Raw genomic sequence first — 17,207 nt, 5'->3', positions numbered from 1 at the left:
TGTTTTCCTTTTTCTTTTCAAAAAATTCCCTCCTTGTTTTGGCAATTCATTAAAAATGCAGGTTGAAATTCAGAACACAACCACCTCCTGTGGGTATTTCCAAAAATGGAAAACCCTTCCGTTATCATGTACTTTAGCTAAATTAATGGGCGGAGATTGTCGAAAAACAGAGATTTTTGAAGCTGCTTTATTAAAATAGCTAATTGGTTTCATGATTCACTCAGGGTTACAGGCTTAAAGAATGAACTTTTTATGGTTATTTATAGATTAAAAGTATCGCTTTTCCATACAATCTTATTTTTCTTGGGAAAAATAAGGAAAAGGAGGGAGGCGGTAATTTTGCAGAATGTTAAAATAAATATAAGGGGCAAGCATTTAAAGGATACCAGTATCCGAAATTCCAAAATTGAAATATAAAGATGGGTAGTCTGGAGTGAAACTTTAGCTATTATTAACTGATAAAATGCGGGTGAAAAAAAGTTACAGTTAAAAAGGCACTTTCTCGTATTCACCCCAATATTGATACTAAATAATCATATTATTTTGAAATATAGGAAAAATGATCGGGATTTGGATTATGACTATCCTTAAAGAAATTCTAAAAATTTATTTAAACAATGGTAAAGTGTTTCTTTTCTGATTCTTATTCGTCTAATAATATGCGAGGGGGCGCCACTATGGAGAGAATATCGGCAGAAGTGTTTGAAGAAATATACAGCGAATACAGCGATCGAATCTATGGATACATATTTCTTCTCGTAAATGATAAGGAAGTGGCCGAAGATTTGACTCAAGACACATTTATTAAAGCTTACAAATATATGAATCAATTTAATGGAGAGTCCCAGATCTTTACTTGGCTTGTCCGGATATCAAGAAATGTAGCCATTGATTATTTGCGCAAAAAAAGCAGATTCAAATTTTTCTCAATTGAAAAATTCCAGCTCCAATCAGATGAAGCTACTCCTACAGAGATAATGATTAAGGGTGAAAAAGTTACACTCTTATATGAAGCAATACGCCGCTTGAAATTAAGCTACCAAGAAGTGCTGATTTTGAGAAAAATAAAGGAGTTTTCGATCAAGGAAACGGCCGAAATCTTGAATTGGACCGAAAACAAAGTGAAAATCACCACTTCCAGGGCACTCGCAGCGCTAAAAAAAGAATTGCAGAAAAGGGGGGAAATCCATGAAGAGCTCATTCGGATCCGATAATTCCTTTCGAGAATTAGGACATATTCCGCGGTCGCAAAAGCAAAAGCAGGAGAGTCTGCAAAAAATATTGAGCAGCATTGAAGAAAAACCTAAAAGAAAGAAAGATATTTTCCCGGGAATTTTATCTGCCGCCGCTGTTATGGCTGCTTGTGTGATGTTCGCTTTCATTATATTTTCAGAGGATTCTATGTCCAGAGGCAGCAGCAGTTCAGAGATTCTCGGAAATAGTATAATAAGCCAAACAATGATTGCTTTATCAGATGATGAGAAATCCTTCTCAGCGGATGGAAAATATACCGCTGAAACGGCGATTGTAAAAGATCCAAAGTGGGAAAACACGGCAAGAAATACCATAAACTCGGCCATTCCTGCAGAGACAGTCATTGAAGATGCCAGCCCTTCCTATGATATCCAATTTAATTTAAAGGGAAAAGAGCCAGTAAAGATAAAAGTCTGGAACGGGCAAGGGAAAACTTATTTCAAGCTAATGAACAGTGAAGACATTTATTCAGTTCCTTCTTCAGAAGGTGATATATTTATTGAATACTTAGAAGCAATCACACAAAGCCTTCATAACCCCCATTAATTTGACTCCTGTAAGGGGTCTTTTTTTTAGGGAGAAACGGCTGAGATTTGCCAAATATCGAGATATTTTTCAAATAAATGTTTTATTCCCGATTGGCAGGGTACTACATACTTAGTTAATGAATTTTAATTTGCCGGCCATTTTATTCCTGTGCGCAGGGAATAGGCTTACGCATGAAGCTGAAATTTATAAAAATTAGGGGGAGCATCATGAAAAAGGGACTTCTTTTTATTATTTCCGCATGCCTGCTTATTGGCACATTAGCAGGCTGTTCCGGAGAAAGTGCTCAGGCAGAAAAGACTAAGGATGGAAAGGTCGTTGTTGATTTTTGGAGTTTTTGGGGTTCAGAAACAAGAAGGCCAATCATTGAAAAAATTATAGATGATTTTAACAAATCACAGGATGAAGTTTTTGTTAAGCATACATATTTGCCTTGGGGAGATATTTGGACAAAGAACCTGGCATCCGTTGCTGCAGGTAATCCTGCAGATGTTATCATCAACGATATTAACACAGTCGCCCAGCGGGCAGACAATGGACAATCAGAAGATTTAAGCAAGTATATCGATGATTCGTTTAAAGACCAGTTTTATCCGCATTTATGGGAGTCGGTAATGTACGAAGACAAGCCTTATGCCGTTCCATTTAACACAGATACAAGATTGCTATTTTACAATAAAGATGCCTTTAAAGAAGCAGGCCTTGATCCGGAAAACCCCCCTGCGACATGGGATGAGCTGGAGGAGTATGCTGAGAAGCTGGATATTAAAGACGGAGATCGTTATGAGAGAGTTGGCTTTTATCCGCTCTGGGGCAGTATTGGTGCTGCCAGCTGGATGACAAGCGCTGATGGTGGAAAAGGATTTATTCAAGATGGCGAACTTTATATCAATACACCTAAAAAACAGGAAGCGTTACAGTGGCTGCTGGGATGGAAGGAGCGTCTAGGCGAAAAAACGGTTCAGTCTTTTGAAGCGGAATTTGGAAGTGAACAGTCCAATCCGTTCATTGCCGGCAAAGTGGCCATGTGGGTTGATATCGGTACATTTTACACACAAATTCGTGATTATGGAAATGATATAAATTTTGGTGTTGCGCCGATTCCTGCATTTGAAGAAGGTTCTGGGAACTGGAGTGATGGAGGCGGGTTCGTAGCTGAAATACCGAAAGGAGCCAAACATCCTGAGGAAGCTATGAAGTTTATCGAATATCTTACAGGTCCTGAGGCCCAAAAATACTGGGCTATGAAGAATTATGATAATGTCGCAAATATAGAAGCAGCAGAAGCCGTGGTTAAAGAGCTTAAAGGCGAAGATCAATATGTGTATGAGGCTACAGTGAAAAATCTGGATCAAACGCAAATGTTCCCTGTTCCGACAGAGTACCCTGATTACCAGAATCGCATTAATCCGCATATAGACAATGTTCTGCTTGGTAAAACCAAGCCAGAAAAAGCGCTGGAAAAAGCGGAAAACGATGTTGAAAAACTAAAGAAAAATTAGAACAAAGAGAGAAGGAGCCATCCTTCTCTCTTTATAAATGGCTGTTTTCGTAAAGGCTATTGCTATTTGTATTATATTTATTGAGTTGATTGTAGCGGAAGGTGAGAGATCCTCGAAAATGCATACGCATTTTCTTCGTGCGGTGTGTACTCAGGGAAACATATTCAATGTCCTGCGGGAGTAGCAGGACAGGTGAGACCCCGCAGACGCGTAGCGCCGAGGAGGCTCACCGCCTGCCCGCGTAAAGAGAGCATCCTCTCGCTGCAATCAACGGACAATATTGAAAAGTGAAAAACAACAATTTATACGAAAAGAGCCTTATAAATACAATAAAAAGAAGGTGTATGGGTTGAAATTATACGAAACAACGATTGAACGCCGGGGATCAGCTCTTGCAGAGAAACAGGAAAAAGGATCACACAAACGGCTGTCCCGCCAAACAAGAGACAATATCTTTGGATATCTCTTTATCAGCCCATGGATAATCGGGTTTCTGGGACTGACACTTGGGCCGCTATTATTTTCCTTATTCGCCAGTTTTACAGATTATAATATTACTTCAAGAATGAACTTTATCGGACTTGATAATTTTAAACGAATGTTTACAATTGATGACCTTTTTAAAACATCACTGTGGAATACTCTTTATTACGTTTTTTTCTCTGTCCCGCTGACCACTGCAGGGGCGATATTTCTGTCGGTTCTTTTGAATCAGAAAGTAAAAGGCATGAAATTTTTCCGCACACTTTATTATCTGCCTGCTATCCTCTCAGGTGTAGCGGTTTACTTTTTATGGATGCAGCTGCTGAGTCCATCAACAGGCCTGGTTAATACGTTCCTGGCATGGTTTGGGATTGAGGGGCCGGCATGGCTGTTTGACCCTGAGTGGACAAAGCCAGCTTTGCTATTGATGAAAATGTGGAGTGTCGGAGGAGGGATGCTTCTATATCTGGCAAGTCTGCAGGGGGTGTCTAATTCCCTTTATGAAGCAGCGGACCTGGATGGGGCAGGTGTAATTCAGAAATTCTTTTATATCACATTGCCGATGATCTCGCCGATTATTTTCTTTGATGTGCTGACAAGTACAATTGGTTCATTTCAAATCTTCCAGGAAGCTTATGTCATGACAGAGAATGGAAGTGGAGGACCTGGAAATTCACTTCTGTTTTATAATCTCCATATGTGGAATAATGCGTTTGAGGTGTTTGACATGGGTTACGCCTCTGCAATGGCCTGGCTATTGTTTATTGTCGTCATGATACTGACAATCATTAACATGAAAATCGGTAAAAGATGGGTTCATTATGAGGGGGGAGATAATAAATGAGAACAGCTGCCGCACCGAAGTTTTATGAGACGAAAAAGTTCAAAGATAAATTAAAGCAGACGTTTGTTTTCATCGTTTTGCTAGCAGGAAGTGTACTGGTAATATCGCCGCTGTGGTGGATGATATCAACTTCTCTGAAATCTCCTGCTGAGATAGCTCAATATCCGCCGACCTTTATGCCAAAAGAAATTCATTTTTCGAATTATGTGGAAGCATGGAAAACGGCACCTTTTACCCGGTGGGCTATGAATACATTCTTTATTGCTTTTTGCGGAATGGCGGGAAGCGTTATTGTCAATTCGCTGGTTGCTTATGCATTTGCGAAAATCCGTTTCAAAGGAAGAAATACCTTGTTTATAGTTGTGTTATCAACCATGCTGATACCAGGGTTTGTCACTATGGTGCCACAGTACATTTTATTCTCCAAACTTGGCTGGGGAAATACGTATCTGCCGCTGATTGTTCCGGCCTTTTTGGGGAGTGCCTTTTTCATCTTTCTGCTTCGGCAGTTTATGATGACCATTCCGAATGAACTGATTGAAGCTGCTGTTCTGGACGGCGCAAATCATATTCAGATCTGGTGGCATATTATGCTGCCGTTGACGAAGCCTGCGCTTATTACTGTAGCGATTTTCTCATTTAATGGCGCATGGAATGATTTACTTGGACCATTATTATATTTAAATGATGAGAGTCTTTACACGCTGCAAATTGGTCTTCAAACCTTTAAGGGAACTGTACAGACACAATGGCATTACCTGATGGCCATGTCAGTAATGGTATTACTGCCTGTGGTCCTGTTATTTTTCTTCTTTCAGAAACATTTTATAGAAGGTTCAAATATTGCATCTGGTACGAAAGGTTAACAAAACCGGCTAAGCGATTCGCTTAGCCGGTTTTGTTCATTGTATAGGGCAATAGGTTCTCCATTCTCCATCAACACACACCTTATGACGGGGGACATAGCATTCAATGACCACTGAATTCGGATTCAGCCCGTTTTGTTCAAGCTGCGATGATACTGAAGCTTCAGATTCAATATTAGCGGATGAACAGGGATAGCCGCCGCGCCATTCATACTTTGTGCAATAGTAGCATAGCTGGCCTGATGCTTCAGCCTTATCGGAAGTAACAGTATTAATCTGAGCCGCTTCTTTAATCAGCTGAGTTTTTTTCATTTCTACTTCTGTTAAATAATCAGTAAAGGCAACGTCTTTTGATATATCTATTTTGGTCTCTTCCTCAGACTTCAGGTCTTTTACATAAAATGCCTGATCCTCAATGAGCCTGCTGTAATCAACCAGCCGCACTTTTAATTCCTTTCCGGACTCTAATGAGAAAGAAAGGAGAGAGGAGAAATTTACGTGAGCTTTTTCATTTAGGAATATATTTTTTTCATTGTATTCAATTTCATATTGCACTGTCCAGCCATATTGCATTCCCTTATCATCGATAAGAGCTTTTGGCTTGGTAGCTGCATCTTTTAAGATAGAGGATTTGAATTCCTTATACTCATCAGATTTTAAAACGGCTTTCATGAAATCCTTCTCAGTCGAAATTGCCGATTTGCTTTTGGGCTGTGCAGAAACATTGCCCGAGAAAACTAGTAAAATAGTCAATAATAAGAAAATATACTTTTTCATCACATACCTCCTAAAAGTATTGTCCAATATAAGATTAACCCATATTTCCAAAATTAGGAATGGTGCGAAGTGATTATATTTATCTAGTATATTTTCTCTAAAAAAACCGTCTTATTGTAAATGTTTTAATCAATATTATAAAAGGCTTTTGTATTATCATTCAGCTTCTTAAGGGCACTGCTGAAAGTAATTTCTTTTAGTTCAGCAAAGACACTGATCGAATGGGCCATCATGGCCGGATGGGCAGGTTTGTTTTTAAAAGGGCCATCAAATTCCCATGGACCGTCTGTTTCGGCCATCAATTTATCGATAGGGAAATCCCGTACAAGGAGCTGTATTTCTTTTTCGTACACAATATCAGGTGTAAAGGAGATATAATATCCATTTGAAACCAGCCTGCTTATGGCTGCGGTGTCACCTTTAAACCAGTGGAAATGAGCCTTTTTAATTGAGTGCTTTTCCAATAAATTGCATACAGTCGGTGCATCATCATAAATTGCATGAAGGGCAATAGGCTTATCCCATTCTTTTGCAAGCTTAATGAATTCTTCGAGAAGTTCAATATACCCGCCAAGCTGCTTTACTCCTTCAGATTTTAAATAGTATGGAAGGCCAACCTCGCCAACAGCAGCCATTTGCTCTTTGTGAATCTTCATCCAGCTGAAAAGCTCTGAAATTTCATGATCACTGGGCAGTGCCTGTTCAGGATGAAAACCAAAGGCAGGTTTAACAAAAGGATAAATTTCCGAAAGAGCAAGGTTTCGTTTACAGGAGGCTAAATCGCTTGAAACTGTTACAAGGGATAGCTGAAATGGCAGCTCATTAAACATTCTTTCTAAATCCATATGACTATATTTATCAAGGTGAATATGGGAATCAATATATTTATCCATGCTCCTGCCTCCTAATGGTTTTTCAGCGCATGATGGATACTTCTTTTGCAGGCAAGGAATTCCTCATTGAGAAGAAGTTCCTCCACCCTTGGCCTGTTAAAGGGTACCACATATTCATTCATTACTTTAGCAGGCTTACTGCTCAGGACCAAAATTCGATCAGACAAGTAAAGGGCTTCTTCAATATTATGTGTTACAAACAGAATTGTCGGTTTATGCTCGTTCCAAATATCAAGAAGCCATTTTTGCATATCATGGCGGGTGAGCTCGTCTAAAGCTGAAAAAGGTTCATCCAGCAATATGATCGGCTGCGGGCTCAATAATGCCCGGATAAAGGCAGCCCTTTGTTTCATTCCTCCCGACAATTCATGAGGATATGCATTTTCATAGTCGCCGAGTCCTGCTTTTTGAAGCATGTTTCTGGCCGTTTCCGGATCGGCTTTTCCCATAATTTCCTGGCCAAGCATAACATTCTGGAGGATGGTTCTCCATGGCATCAGGGAAGGTGTCTGGGGCATATAGCTAATTGAACCGCGTTTTCCGCTGATTTCTGTATTCCCAAGCTTAATGGAACCTTCATCTGGCAGGAGCATACCGCCAATCAGGTTGAATATAGTGCTTTTTCCGCTGCCGGATGGACCAAGAATCGAAACAAATTCACCTTCATTTACTTGAAAGCTTAAATTGTTTAATACTTGATTGGAATCAAAACTTTTCGATATAGAATTAACCGATAATTGTATCATTTCCTGCCACTCTCCTGGGACTTCCATTTAATAAGCAAACGTTCAGCCAGTAAAATGGCTCCAAAAAGGAGCAAACTTAACAGCATAATCGCAAAAATGGCTACAAAAACACGGTCTGTCCGAAATGAGGAAGAGGCTAGGGTCATATAAACCCCTATTCCGGCTTTAGCTCCAAGCCATTCAGATATGACAGCACCCATCACACTATAGGTTGCAGAGATTTTTAGGCCTGAAAATAAAGATGGAAGGGAATGGGGGAGCTCCAGCTTCCAAAATAGCTGTCCGCTGCTCGCCCCTGCCATCAGCATATAATGCCTGAGTTCTCCCGGTGTTTGCCGAAAACCATCCAATGCTGCAACAGTAATCGGGAAGAAGCATACCAGCGTAATGACAATAAGCTTTGGCAGTATGCCAAATCCGAACCATACAACCAGTAAAGGAGCCAGAACAATTATTGGCACATTTTGAGAAAGGATAAGAAGCGGGTAAACAGACTCCCTAATAAAAGGCAATAAATGCAGTATCACAGCTGTTAGTAATCCAATGACAGTGCCTATGCCAAATCCCCATAGTGAAAGCAGGATTGTCGATTGAAGATGCAGGCGGAAGCCCTCCCAGCCTAAAAACGCCTCCTGAATAATGTCTGTCGGGGGAGGAAGCAGCCAAGATGGGACATCTGCCAGATTCACCGCCAGCTCCCAAAAAATGAATAAAAGAAGGAGAACCGCTGCCGGCCTCCATCCTTTTCTGACTGCACTGATCATGAACGGTACTTCTCCGTTAAATCACTCATTTGAATTCCAGCAGGCTGATATAGGATCTTAACCTGTGAAATGACATTGCTGCTTCCTTTTTCAATCATTTTTCTGTTCATGTCAGCAATGATTTTTAATAAATGTTCTAAATCGCCTTCCATCGTTGTTTCCAGGGGATGAACTTCGTATTTAACACCCGATTGCTGAATGACACTGATTGCTTCATCAACATATGGTATAACATTTTCCCCATCTTTTGTTTTTGGTATGATTTGAATGCTTACAAGTGCGTTTGCCATTTTATAAACTCCCCTTATTCCGGCAGGAAGTCATTTGTAAATGCTTTGCCGGCATCTAATTCTTTTTCTAAAAGACCATTTTCATGCATCCAGTGTGCATAGTTTTCCCAGACTTCAAGCTTTTGTTCTCCCCATCTGGAAGCATCATCCTGATAGCGCGGAGATAGCCACTCCTGGCTCTTTTTGACCAAGTCACTGTCAAGGTCAGGAGCATGCTTTAACAAAATATCAGCTGCTTCGCCAGGTTCGTTGATTGCAAATTCATATCCTTTGGCTGCTGCTTTTACAAATGCTTTGACAGTCTCCGGATCATCTGCAATCATTTTTTCACTAGTTGCCAGTACAGGCGTGTAGTAATCCAGTTTATCAGAGTAGTCTGTAAGGTAGACCATATTAATCTTTTCCCCTCGAAGCTCAGCTTCTACACCTGTCCATCCGTAATAAATCCATGCGAAGTCTATATCTCTTTTAACGGCTGTAAAAAAGTCTGCATCTCCCATGTTCACAATTGACACTTTATCGACATCAGCATTTTCCTTTTTCATTAGAGAGTCAATTACTGATTTTTCTACAGGTGCCCCCCAGCCGCCATAAGTTTTTCCTTCAAAATCTTTCGGCGATTTAATATTTTTTTCAGCAGGGGATGCAAAACCGGAAGTATTGTGCTGAATGACAGCAGCTATTGAAACCAGTGGCACACCCTGTACCCGCGCTTCCGTAATGCTTTCCTGATAGCTGACACCGAAATCTGCCTTGCCTGATGCGGTCAATTGATCTGCTCCTGCCTCACCTGGCATGATGATTTCGACATCAAGTCCTTCTTCTTTAAAATAGCCTTTTTCCTTTGCGGCGTATAAGCCGGTATGATTGGTATTGGGTGTCCAATCCAGAACGACAGTAACCTTTTTCAATTCTTGTTTGCTGCCTGCATCTTCTTTTCCAGTCTGGCCGCTGCCGGCACATCCGGTAAGCAGCAGAAGAAGCGCAGAAATAGCAGCTATACATTTTTTCATAATGAAACCTCCAAAAGCTTTTATGTAGTAAGGAAAGTGGGTATTAGTCTGCCCTGAAAATTAAAAAACGCCCCGGCATAATACCGGGACGCATATAAAAAAACATTTATGATGTTTAAGAATATGTTCCCTACGCCGGTATTAGCCAGATCAGGTTCAAAGGGTCAGCATCTTAAGGATGAAGTCTCAACCGGCACACCGGTTCCCCTACATTTCTTGCTATATAATTTTAACAGACATGAATACTTTCCATCATTATTATAGCAGACAATATAAAAAAGGACAGCATTTGAAATTTATTTCATTTCAATTGTCCTGCTGTCTTTCCAGGTTTTGAATTTCTCAAGCTCCCCTGATATTTGACTGACGGCAAAGCCCAGTACTGCTGCGTCATCCAAAATCCCCATTCCAATTAAAAAGTCTGGAACCAGGTCGATAGGGGAAACAAAGTATAGAATGGAAGCAATAATAAAGATAATTGATTTTTTGGAGATATGCCGGTAATCACCTTTTGACCATGCCCTGACTAAATCAATCAGCAGCTGAAACTTTTCCCATATATCATTTAATGAGGATTTGTTTTTATCTGCTTTAAGTGTCGCCTTTTTTAGCAGTCCTTTCGTTTTTTCGGGATCCTCTGCGTAGCGTTTTGCCCTGGAAGAAAATTTTTTATAGCCATCCTTATAGTCTTTCGTTTCTATTTCAGGCATAGCCATCACTCCTATATTGATAATTCGGGTAAACAGTTATAATCTATTATTTACCGCATACGTGACATGACATAAACATTTAACCTGAAGAAAAAAATGGAAATAAGCATTAAGCAGTATCAATATATTTAGTGGGAGCTGGTATTTATGATTGAAAAATGGCTGAAGGAATCAAAATATACAGTAATACTAGCTGGAGCAGGGATGTCAACGGAAAGCGGGCTGCCTGATTTCAGGTCAGCCAACAATGGATTATGGAACGGGAAAGATCCTGGAAAAATTGCCAGTACGGAAGCATTAAATCAAAATGTGAATGAATTTATAGATTTTTATCGGCACAGGGTAATCGGACTGAAAGAGTGTAATCCTCATAAAGGCCATTATATTCTTGCTGATTGGGAAAAGAGAGGCATGATAAAGAGTATTATAACTCAAAACGTTGATGGATTTCATCGGCTTGCTGGCAGTAAAAATGTATCAGAGCTTCATGGTAATCTGCAGACACTCCACTGCCAGGAATGTAAAGAAGTGTTCCCAAGCGAGGGTTATTTGCATGGGCATACTCAATGTAATTGCGGGGGAATGCTTCGTCCTTCAGTAGTTCTGTTTGGAGAAATGCTGCCGGAGCAGGCATTAGATTTTGCGGCAGATGAATCAGACAAGGCAGAACTATTTATTGTACTGGGATCATCCTTGACTGTGACCCCGGCAAATCAGTTTCCGCTGATAGCGAAACAAAACGGAGCAAAACTGGTGATAATTAATATGGAACCCACTGATTTTGACTTTTATGCAGATGAAGTAATCCATGACCGCAAAATTGGTGACGTACTCGAAGAACTAGATGGCCTTTTAACAGCGGGAGAATGAGTATCTTATAATAAGTCTCGTACTATGATTTTTTGAGCAAGTCCCCTATAATAGACAGTGAACATGATTACTACCGCTTCAAGCGATATGATATATAAGGAGTGTTCAGCATGTTATCAAACATCGGAATTCCAGGCTTAATTCTCATCCTCGTTCTGGCTCTTATTATTTTTGGGCCTAAAAAACTTCCCGAAATAGGGAGAGCATTCGGGGAAACTTTAAAAGAATTTAAGAAATCTACTCGTGATCTCACTAAAGATGATGACGATGATAAAAGAAAATAGCCTACCGGTTTAGAACCGGCTTTGCAGACGATTGGTCTCAAAGCCGGTTTTTCTTTTTTATGGCTTCCAAACGGTGTGAATGGGTATATAAAACAAGGAAAAGAAAAAACAGTTGACTGACATGTATATACAAGATAAAATGAAAGCGTAAACAGATCATGTATATACAAGTTGCTTTGGTTTATATTTATCAAAATTGAGGACCATAAATAAGCACCTTATAACTGTTTTTTTCTTTTATTTGAAAACGGTAACAGGAGGAGAGCGAAGAATGGCTACAAATAAAGAGTCAGCAGAGCAAATCGTAGAAGCTATCGGGGGCAAAGATAATATCGCTGCGGCCACTCATTGTGTAACACGGCTGCGTTTTGCCTTAAAAGATGAAGGCAAAGTCAATAAAGAAAAACTTGAAAATATTGATATAGTGAAAGGGTCCTTCTCCACCAATGGACAATTCCAGGTTGTAATCGGACAAGGCCTCGTTGATAAAGTATATAAAGAAATGACAGAGGCTACCGGAATTGGCGAATCGTCAAAGGAAGAGACCAAAAGTGCTGCTGCCGAAAACTTAAATCCCTTGCAGCGCGGCATTAAAACACTTGCCGATATTTTTATTCCTATCCTGCCAGCTATCGTAACAGCTGGTTTGCTGATGGGAATCAACAACATTATGACTGCGCCAGGTATTTTCTTTGATGAAAAGTCGTTTGTTGAAGTTTATACAAACTGGGCTGATCTGGCTGCGATCATTAACCTGATTGCCAATACTGCTTTCGTATTCCTACCCGGTTTGATTGGATGGAGTGCTGTTAACAGGTTTGGCGGAAGTCCGCTTCTGGGTATTGTGCTTGGTTTGATGCTCGTGCACCCGGATCTTTTAAATGCATGGGGCTATGGTGCTGCAGAGGAAGTTCCAAAGTGGAATTTATTTGGTTTTGAAATTGAGAAAGTAGGTTACCAGGGTCAGGTATTGCCGGTATTATTTGCTTCATATGTGTTGGCTAAGATAGAAGTATTCCTGAGAAAAAGAATTCCTGATGCTTTTCAGCTTCTGACTGTTGCACCGATTGCATTATTAGTAACAGGATTTCTTTCTTTTATTGCCATTGGACCAATTACTTTTACAATCGGCAGCTGGATTACAAATGGTGTTGTCGGAATCTTTGATGCTGTTCCGGCACTTGGAGGATTAATTTATGGGGGGTTATATGCACCGCTTGTAATCACTGGCATGCATCATACTTTCCTTGCTGTTGATTTGCAGTTAATCGGCAGCATTGGCGGCACGTTTTTATGGCCTATGGTTGCATTGTCTAATATTGCACAGGGTTCCGCAGCTTTTGCCATGATGCTGCTTAGCAGAGGAAATGAAAAGCTGAAAGGTCTTGCGCTTACATCTTCAATATCAGCATGGCTGGGCGTTACCGAGCCGGCTATGTTTGGGGTAAATCTTCGCTTTAAGTATCCGTTCTTTGCAGCGATTATTGGGTCGGCGATTGCTGGCATATTCATCACTATTAATGGAGTTAAGGCACCGTCAATAGGTGTAGGCGGATTGCCGGCGTTCTTCTCCATCTTTGCGGAAAATTGGATTCCTTTCTTTATTGGAATGGGAATTGCACTCATAGTTCCGTTTCTATTAACTTTAGCTTTCTCAAAATTTAAAAAAGCCGAATAAACTTGAAGATGCCATGGGGTTCTATGATTCCATGGTATCACCATTTTTAGGCTTTCTCGAAATTTTATTATACCGGAGGTCGCATTATGAAGAAGCATTGGTGGAAAGAAAGTGTAGTTTACCAAATCTACCCTCGGAGCTTCATGGACAGCAATGGAGATGGAATAGGAGATTTGCAGGGAATTATCTCAAGACTGGATTATTTGAAAGAGCTCGGAATTGATGTGGTCTGGCTATCACCGGTTTATAAATCGCCAAATGATGATAATGGCTACGATATCAGTGATTATCAGGATATTATGGAAGAGTTTGGCACCATGAAGGATTGGGAACTGCTTCTTGACGAGCTGCATAAAAGAGGCATTAAACTCATAATGGATCTGGTGGTAAACCATAGTTCAGATGAACATATCTGGTTTTCAGAAGCAAGGAAATCGAAGGATAATCCATATAGGGATTACTATATATGGCGTGAAGGAAAAGATGGAAAAGAGCCGAATAACTGGGGCAGTAATTTCGGCGGATCTGCCTGGGAGCTTGATGAAAGTACAGGAGAATATTATTTGCATCTGTTCTCAAAAAAACAGCCTGATCTAAACTGGGAGAATCAAAAATTAAGAGAAGAAATATACGACATGATGACCTGGTGGCTTGAGAAAGGGATTGATGGGTTCAGAATGGATGTAGTCAACTTTATTTCCAAAGTGGAGGGACTCCCTGATGATGAACCAAAGCCCGGGAAGAAGTATGCTTCTGGCAGCAAGTATTATCGAAATGGCCCAAAAATTCATGAATACCTGCAGGAGATGAATGAAAAGGCCTTATCGAAGTATGATGTTATGACTGTCGGCGAAATGCCTGGTGTTAATCCTGAGTGGGCAAGGCAGTATACAGGAGAATCACGCAATGAATTAAATATGGTTTTCCAGTTTGAACATGTTAGCCTGGATAACGGGCCAAACGGCAAATGGGACCTTAAACCCCTCAATCTGTTTGACTTAAAAACAAATCTGACCAAATGGCAAAATGAGCTGGATGAAATTGGCTGGAACAGTCTTTACTTTAATAATCATGACCAGCCACGCTCTGTTTCAAGATTAGGGAATGATGAAGAGTTTTGGGAGAAGTCGGCAAAGATGCTGGCAACATTGCTGCATATGATGAAAGGAACTCCTTATATTTATCAGGGCGAAGAAATTGGAATGACCAATGTCCGCTACTCAAGCATAGATGAATACAGAGATATAGAAACACTTAATTTTTATAATGAAGCTCTTGATGATGGCTGGACCGAGGAAAAGGCATTAGAAGCTATCTATGCAAAAGGGCGTGATAATGCGCGGACACCAATGCAATGGGATTCTTCTGAGCACGGAGGATTTACGGAAGGAACACCATGGATAAAAGTAAACCCTAACTATAAAGAGATTAATGTCGAAAAGGCCATGAAAAACCCTGACTCTGTTTTTCAGTATTATAAAAAGCTTATTGAACTCAGGAAGAAAAATGAGGTTATTGTTTACGGAAAGTATAACCTTATACTAGATGATCATCCCGAAGTCTATGCCTATACAAGAACACTTGGCAATCAGATACTCCTTGTTATGTGCAACTTCTATGTTGAAAACACTGAAGCAGTACTTCCTGCAGACATCCAGGATAAAAAATTCGAACAACTGATTGGAAATTATAAAGATGTACAAATCAGCAGAACAATCAAGCTTCGTCCTTATGAAGCTCAAGTGCTTCTATTTACTGCTGATAAAAGATAAGTTGATGAGCAGCATGGTTCACTCATGTTGTTAAATGTAATCCGGGGTGGCAGGTAAGGGACAGGACAGCTGAGCCTCCTCAGGCTAAGCCGAGGAGGCTCACATTACTTCCCGCGGGTTGGCTGCAAATCAACGGGCATAATTCAAAACAAAAAACAGCAAGCTTTGAAAAAAATTTCAAAAAAAATAAAACAGGGTGATTCTAAATGAAACAACCGTGGTGGAAAAAAGCAGTAGTCTATCAAATTTATCCGAAAAGCTTTAACGACACGACAGGAAATGGAGTTGGAGACATTCCTGGAATCATTGCCAAACTGGATTACTTAAAAGAATTAGGTGTGGATGTTGTCTGGCTGACACCGATTTATAAATCTCCACAGCGTGATAACGGGTATGACATCAGCGATTATTTCAGCATCCATGAAGAATATGGAACAATGGCAGACTTTGATAAGCTTCTTGAAGAAGCCCATAATCGTGACATAAAAATCATTATGGATATTGTTGTTAACCATACTTCCACTGAACATGAATGGTTCCAGGAAGCAAAAAAAGCAAAAAACAATCCATACCGGGATTTTTATATCTGGAAAGATCCTAAGGAGGATGGAAGCGAGCCGACAAACTGGGAATCCAAATTCGGCGGAAATGCATGGCAATATGATGAAGCAACTGGCCAATACTATCTTCACCTTTTTGATGTTACACAGGCAGATCTCAATTGGGAAAATGAAGACCTGCGCCGTAAAGTGTATGACATGATGGAATTTTGGTTTAAAAAAGGTGTAGATGGATTTAGACTTGATGTAATCAATCTAATTTCTAAAGATCAGGATTTTCCTGATGATGACGGTTCAGTCCCTCCGGGTGATGGCAGGAAGTTCTATACTGACGGCCCCCGTGTTCACGAATTCATGCACGAAATGAATGAAAAAGTATTCTCAAAGTACGGCAGTATGACGGTCGGGGAAATGTCATCCACTACAATTGATCATTGTATAAAATATTCAAACCCCGAGCGGGAAGAATTAAGCATGACGTTCAATTTCCATCATTTAAAAGTGGACTACCCCAATGGGGAGAAATGGGCACTCGCAGAATTTGATTTTAAGGCCTTAAAGCAGATATTATCGAAATGGCAAACAGAAATGCACAAGGGCGGAGGCTGGAATGCCTTGTTTTGGTGCAATCATGACCAGCCTCGGATTGTATCAAGATATGGTGATGACAAAGAATATCATCGGGAATCTGCAAAAATGCTGGCGACAGCCATTCATATGATGCAGGGGACTCCATATATTTACCAGGGTGAAGAGTTTGGCATGACGAACCCGGGCTTTGAGAGCATTGAGGACTACAGAGATGTGGAATCACTGAACGTTTATTCTATCCTTAAGGAAAAGGGAATGGATGAGGAAGAAATTATTAATATTCTCAAAAGCAAATCGCGCGATAACTCCCGGACGCCGGTTCAGTGGGATAGCTCTGAAAATGCCGGCTTCACCGATGGAACGCCTTGGATTCATGTTGCTTCCAATTACAGGGAAATCAACGCCGAAAAAGCCTTGAAGGACGAGAATTCTGTATTTTATCATTATAAAAAGCTGATTCAGCTTCGCAAGCAGTACGATATTATCACCTATGGCGACTATGAATTGATTTCAGAAGATCATCCTGATGTATTTGCTTATGTTCGAAATGGTGATAATGAAAAGCTGTTGGTCGTAAATAATTTTTATGGGAAAGAAACATCATTTCCCCTTCCTGAACATATTCACGCAAATGAATTTAAAGGAGAAATCTTACTGACCAACTACAAGCAGTCACCTTCAGCTGCTGAGACCATCCAGTTAAGGCCATACGAATCCGTTATCTATTACTTAAAGAAATAAAAGAAATCCTCCCGCTGAAGGGA

17 protein-coding genes and 1 riboswitch are annotated in these 17,207 nt (G+C 40.3%); of the genes, 10 read left to right on the top strand and 7 right to left on the bottom strand.

Features of this window, described 5'->3' with window-relative positions:
- The first annotated feature begins 677 nt into the window (after positions 1 to 677).
- From NSQ49_RS05005 to NSQ49_RS04985, 5 genes are all read left to right on the top strand, one after another.
- Positions 678 to 1,214, top strand: a complete 537-nt coding sequence (locus tag NSQ49_RS05005; protein WP_159869503.1) for an RNA polymerase sigma factor — start codon at positions 678 to 680, stop codon at positions 1,212 to 1,214.
- Positions 1,189 to 1,800, top strand: a complete 612-nt coding sequence (locus tag NSQ49_RS05000) for a hypothetical protein (protein WP_159869500.1) — start codon at positions 1,189 to 1,191, stop codon at positions 1,798 to 1,800. Before NSQ49_RS05005 ends, NSQ49_RS05000 begins: the two co-directional genes overlap by 26 nt.
- Positions 1,801 to 2,009: 209 nt before the next feature.
- Positions 2,010 to 3,302: an ABC transporter substrate-binding protein gene (locus tag NSQ49_RS04995; protein ID WP_251283134.1), complete on the top strand. Its 1,293-nt coding sequence runs from the start codon at positions 2,010 to 2,012 to the stop codon at positions 3,300 to 3,302.
- A 349-nt stretch (positions 3,303 to 3,651) separates the two neighbouring features.
- Positions 3,652 to 4,629: a carbohydrate ABC transporter permease gene (locus NSQ49_RS04990; protein WP_159869494.1), complete on the top strand. Its 978-nt coding sequence runs from the start codon at positions 3,652 to 3,654 to the stop codon at positions 4,627 to 4,629.
- On the top strand, positions 4,626 to 5,495 hold the full coding sequence (locus tag NSQ49_RS04985) for a carbohydrate ABC transporter permease (RefSeq protein WP_159869491.1): 870 nt from the start codon (positions 4,626 to 4,628) through the stop codon (positions 5,493 to 5,495). Before NSQ49_RS04990 ends, NSQ49_RS04985 begins: the two co-directional genes overlap by 4 nt.
- A 36-nt stretch (positions 5,496 to 5,531) precedes the next feature.
- On the opposite strand, the gene NSQ49_RS04980 is transcribed toward NSQ49_RS04985, so the two are convergent.
- From NSQ49_RS04980 to NSQ49_RS04950, 7 genes are all read right to left on the bottom strand, one after another.
- Positions 5,532 to 6,272: a hypothetical protein gene (locus NSQ49_RS04980; RefSeq protein ID WP_159869488.1), complete on the bottom strand. Its 741-nt coding sequence runs from the start codon at positions 6,270 to 6,272 to the stop codon at positions 5,532 to 5,534.
- A gap of 125 nt (positions 6,273 to 6,397) precedes the next feature.
- Positions 6,398 to 7,165, bottom strand: a complete 768-nt coding sequence (locus NSQ49_RS04975) for a TatD family hydrolase (RefSeq protein WP_159869485.1) — start codon at positions 7,163 to 7,165, stop codon at positions 6,398 to 6,400.
- Between the two features lie 11 nt (positions 7,166 to 7,176).
- Positions 7,177 to 7,911, bottom strand: coding sequence for an ABC transporter ATP-binding protein (locus tag NSQ49_RS04970; protein ID WP_159869482.1), 735 nt, complete (start codon positions 7,909 to 7,911; stop codon positions 7,177 to 7,179).
- Entirely contained in the window at positions 7,908 to 8,675 is a 768-nt protein-coding gene (locus tag NSQ49_RS04965) for an ABC transporter permease (protein ID WP_159869479.1), read from the bottom strand. Before NSQ49_RS04965 ends, NSQ49_RS04970 begins: the two co-directional genes overlap by 4 nt.
- A complete protein-coding gene (locus tag NSQ49_RS04960; RefSeq protein WP_159869476.1) occupies positions 8,672 to 8,965 on the bottom strand; it encodes a thiamine-binding protein in 294 nt (97 codons plus the stop codon). Before NSQ49_RS04960 ends, NSQ49_RS04965 begins: the two co-directional genes overlap by 4 nt.
- Before the next feature lie 14 nt (positions 8,966 to 8,979).
- A complete protein-coding gene (locus NSQ49_RS04955; protein ID WP_159869473.1) occupies positions 8,980 to 9,978 on the bottom strand; it encodes an ABC transporter substrate-binding protein in 999 nt (332 codons plus the stop codon).
- Positions 9,979 to 10,088: 110 nt separating this feature from the next.
- Positions 10,089 to 10,197: riboswitch (TPP riboswitch) on the bottom strand.
- Positions 10,198 to 10,274: 77 nt separating this feature from the next.
- Complete coding sequence (locus tag NSQ49_RS04950) at positions 10,275 to 10,688, bottom strand: YkvA family protein (RefSeq protein WP_159869470.1); 414 nt, start codon at positions 10,686 to 10,688, stop codon at positions 10,275 to 10,277.
- Positions 10,689 to 10,835: 147 nt separating this feature from the next.
- Here NSQ49_RS04950 and NSQ49_RS04945 point away from each other — a divergent pair, with 147 nt between their 5' ends.
- The 5 genes from NSQ49_RS04945 to treC all read left to right on the top strand — a co-directional run bounded on the left by NSQ49_RS04945 (position 10,836) and on the right by treC (position 17,184).
- Complete coding sequence (locus NSQ49_RS04945; RefSeq protein ID WP_251283135.1) at positions 10,836 to 11,558, top strand: NAD-dependent deacylase; 723 nt, start codon at positions 10,836 to 10,838, stop codon at positions 11,556 to 11,558.
- 110 nt (positions 11,559 to 11,668) lie between these two features.
- Positions 11,669 to 11,842 carry a twin-arginine translocase TatA/TatE family subunit gene (gene tatA, locus NSQ49_RS04940; RefSeq protein ID WP_035327434.1) on the top strand — a complete coding sequence of 58 codons (174 nt, stop codon included), beginning with the start codon at positions 11,669 to 11,671 and terminating at the stop codon, positions 11,840 to 11,842.
- A gap of 271 nt (positions 11,843 to 12,113) precedes the next feature.
- The gene (treP, locus tag NSQ49_RS04935) at positions 12,114 to 13,520 is read left to right on the top strand and encodes a PTS system trehalose-specific EIIBC component (RefSeq protein WP_159869464.1); all 1,407 of its coding nucleotides are present in this window, start codon (positions 12,114 to 12,116) and stop codon (positions 13,518 to 13,520) included.
- Positions 13,521 to 13,606: 86 nt separating this feature from the next.
- A complete protein-coding gene (locus NSQ49_RS04930) occupies positions 13,607 to 15,292 on the top strand; it encodes a glycoside hydrolase family 13 protein (RefSeq protein ID WP_159869461.1) in 1,686 nt (561 codons plus the stop codon).
- 206 nt (positions 15,293 to 15,498) lie between these two features.
- The gene (treC, locus tag NSQ49_RS04925) at positions 15,499 to 17,184 is read left to right on the top strand and encodes an alpha,alpha-phosphotrehalase (RefSeq protein ID WP_159869458.1); all 1,686 of its coding nucleotides are present in this window, start codon (positions 15,499 to 15,501) and stop codon (positions 17,182 to 17,184) included.
- The last annotated feature ends 23 nt before the right edge of the window (positions 17,185 to 17,207 follow it).

The sequence above is a fragment of the Cytobacillus sp. FSL R5-0377 genome (genome assembly GCF_038004385.1).
In the GTDB taxonomy this organism is placed as follows: Bacteria; Bacillota; Bacilli; order Bacillales; family Cytobacillaceae; genus Cytobacillus.
The sequence above is the reverse complement of the archived record's forward strand: the minus strand, read 5'-3'. Positions and strand labels throughout refer to the sequence as shown.

Coding starts and splice junctions, on each gene's coding strand:
- NSQ49_RS05005 (WP_159869503.1), top strand. CDS start 678: ATGGAGAGAATATCGGCAGAAGTGTTTGAAGAAATATACAGCGAATAC.
- NSQ49_RS05000 (WP_159869500.1), top strand. CDS start 1,189: ATGAAGAGCTCATTCGGATCCGATAATTCCTTTCGAGAATTAGGACAT.
- NSQ49_RS04995 (WP_251283134.1), top strand. CDS start 2,010: ATGAAAAAGGGACTTCTTTTTATTATTTCCGCATGCCTGCTTATTGGC.
- NSQ49_RS04985 (WP_159869491.1), top strand. CDS start 4,626: ATGAGAACAGCTGCCGCACCGAAGTTTTATGAGACGAAAAAGTTCAAA.
- NSQ49_RS04980 (WP_159869488.1), bottom strand. CDS start 6,272: ATGAAAAAGTATATTTTCTTATTATTGACTATTTTACTAGTTTTCTCG.
- NSQ49_RS04975 (WP_159869485.1), bottom strand. CDS start 7,165: ATGGATAAATATATTGATTCCCATATTCACCTTGATAAATATAGTCAT.
- NSQ49_RS04970 (WP_159869482.1), bottom strand. CDS start 7,911: ATGATACAATTATCGGTTAATTCTATATCGAAAAGTTTTGATTCCAAT.
- NSQ49_RS04965 (WP_159869479.1), bottom strand. CDS start 8,675: ATGATCAGTGCAGTCAGAAAAGGATGGAGGCCGGCAGCGGTTCTCCTT.
- NSQ49_RS04960 (WP_159869476.1), bottom strand. CDS start 8,965: ATGGCAAACGCACTTGTAAGCATTCAAATCATACCAAAAACAAAAGAT.
- NSQ49_RS04955 (WP_159869473.1), bottom strand. CDS start 9,978: ATGAAAAAATGTATAGCTGCTATTTCTGCGCTTCTTCTGCTGCTTACC.
- NSQ49_RS04950 (WP_159869470.1), bottom strand. CDS start 10,688: ATGCCTGAAATAGAAACGAAAGACTATAAGGATGGCTATAAAAAATTT.
- NSQ49_RS04945 (WP_251283135.1), top strand. CDS start 10,836: ATGATTGAAAAATGGCTGAAGGAATCAAAATATACAGTAATACTAGCT.
- tatA (WP_035327434.1), top strand. CDS start 11,669: ATGTTATCAAACATCGGAATTCCAGGCTTAATTCTCATCCTCGTTCTG.
- treP (WP_159869464.1), top strand. CDS start 12,114: ATGGCTACAAATAAAGAGTCAGCAGAGCAAATCGTAGAAGCTATCGGG.
- NSQ49_RS04930 (WP_159869461.1), top strand. CDS start 13,607: ATGAAGAAGCATTGGTGGAAAGAAAGTGTAGTTTACCAAATCTACCCT.
- treC (WP_159869458.1), top strand. CDS start 15,499: ATGAAACAACCGTGGTGGAAAAAAGCAGTAGTCTATCAAATTTATCCG.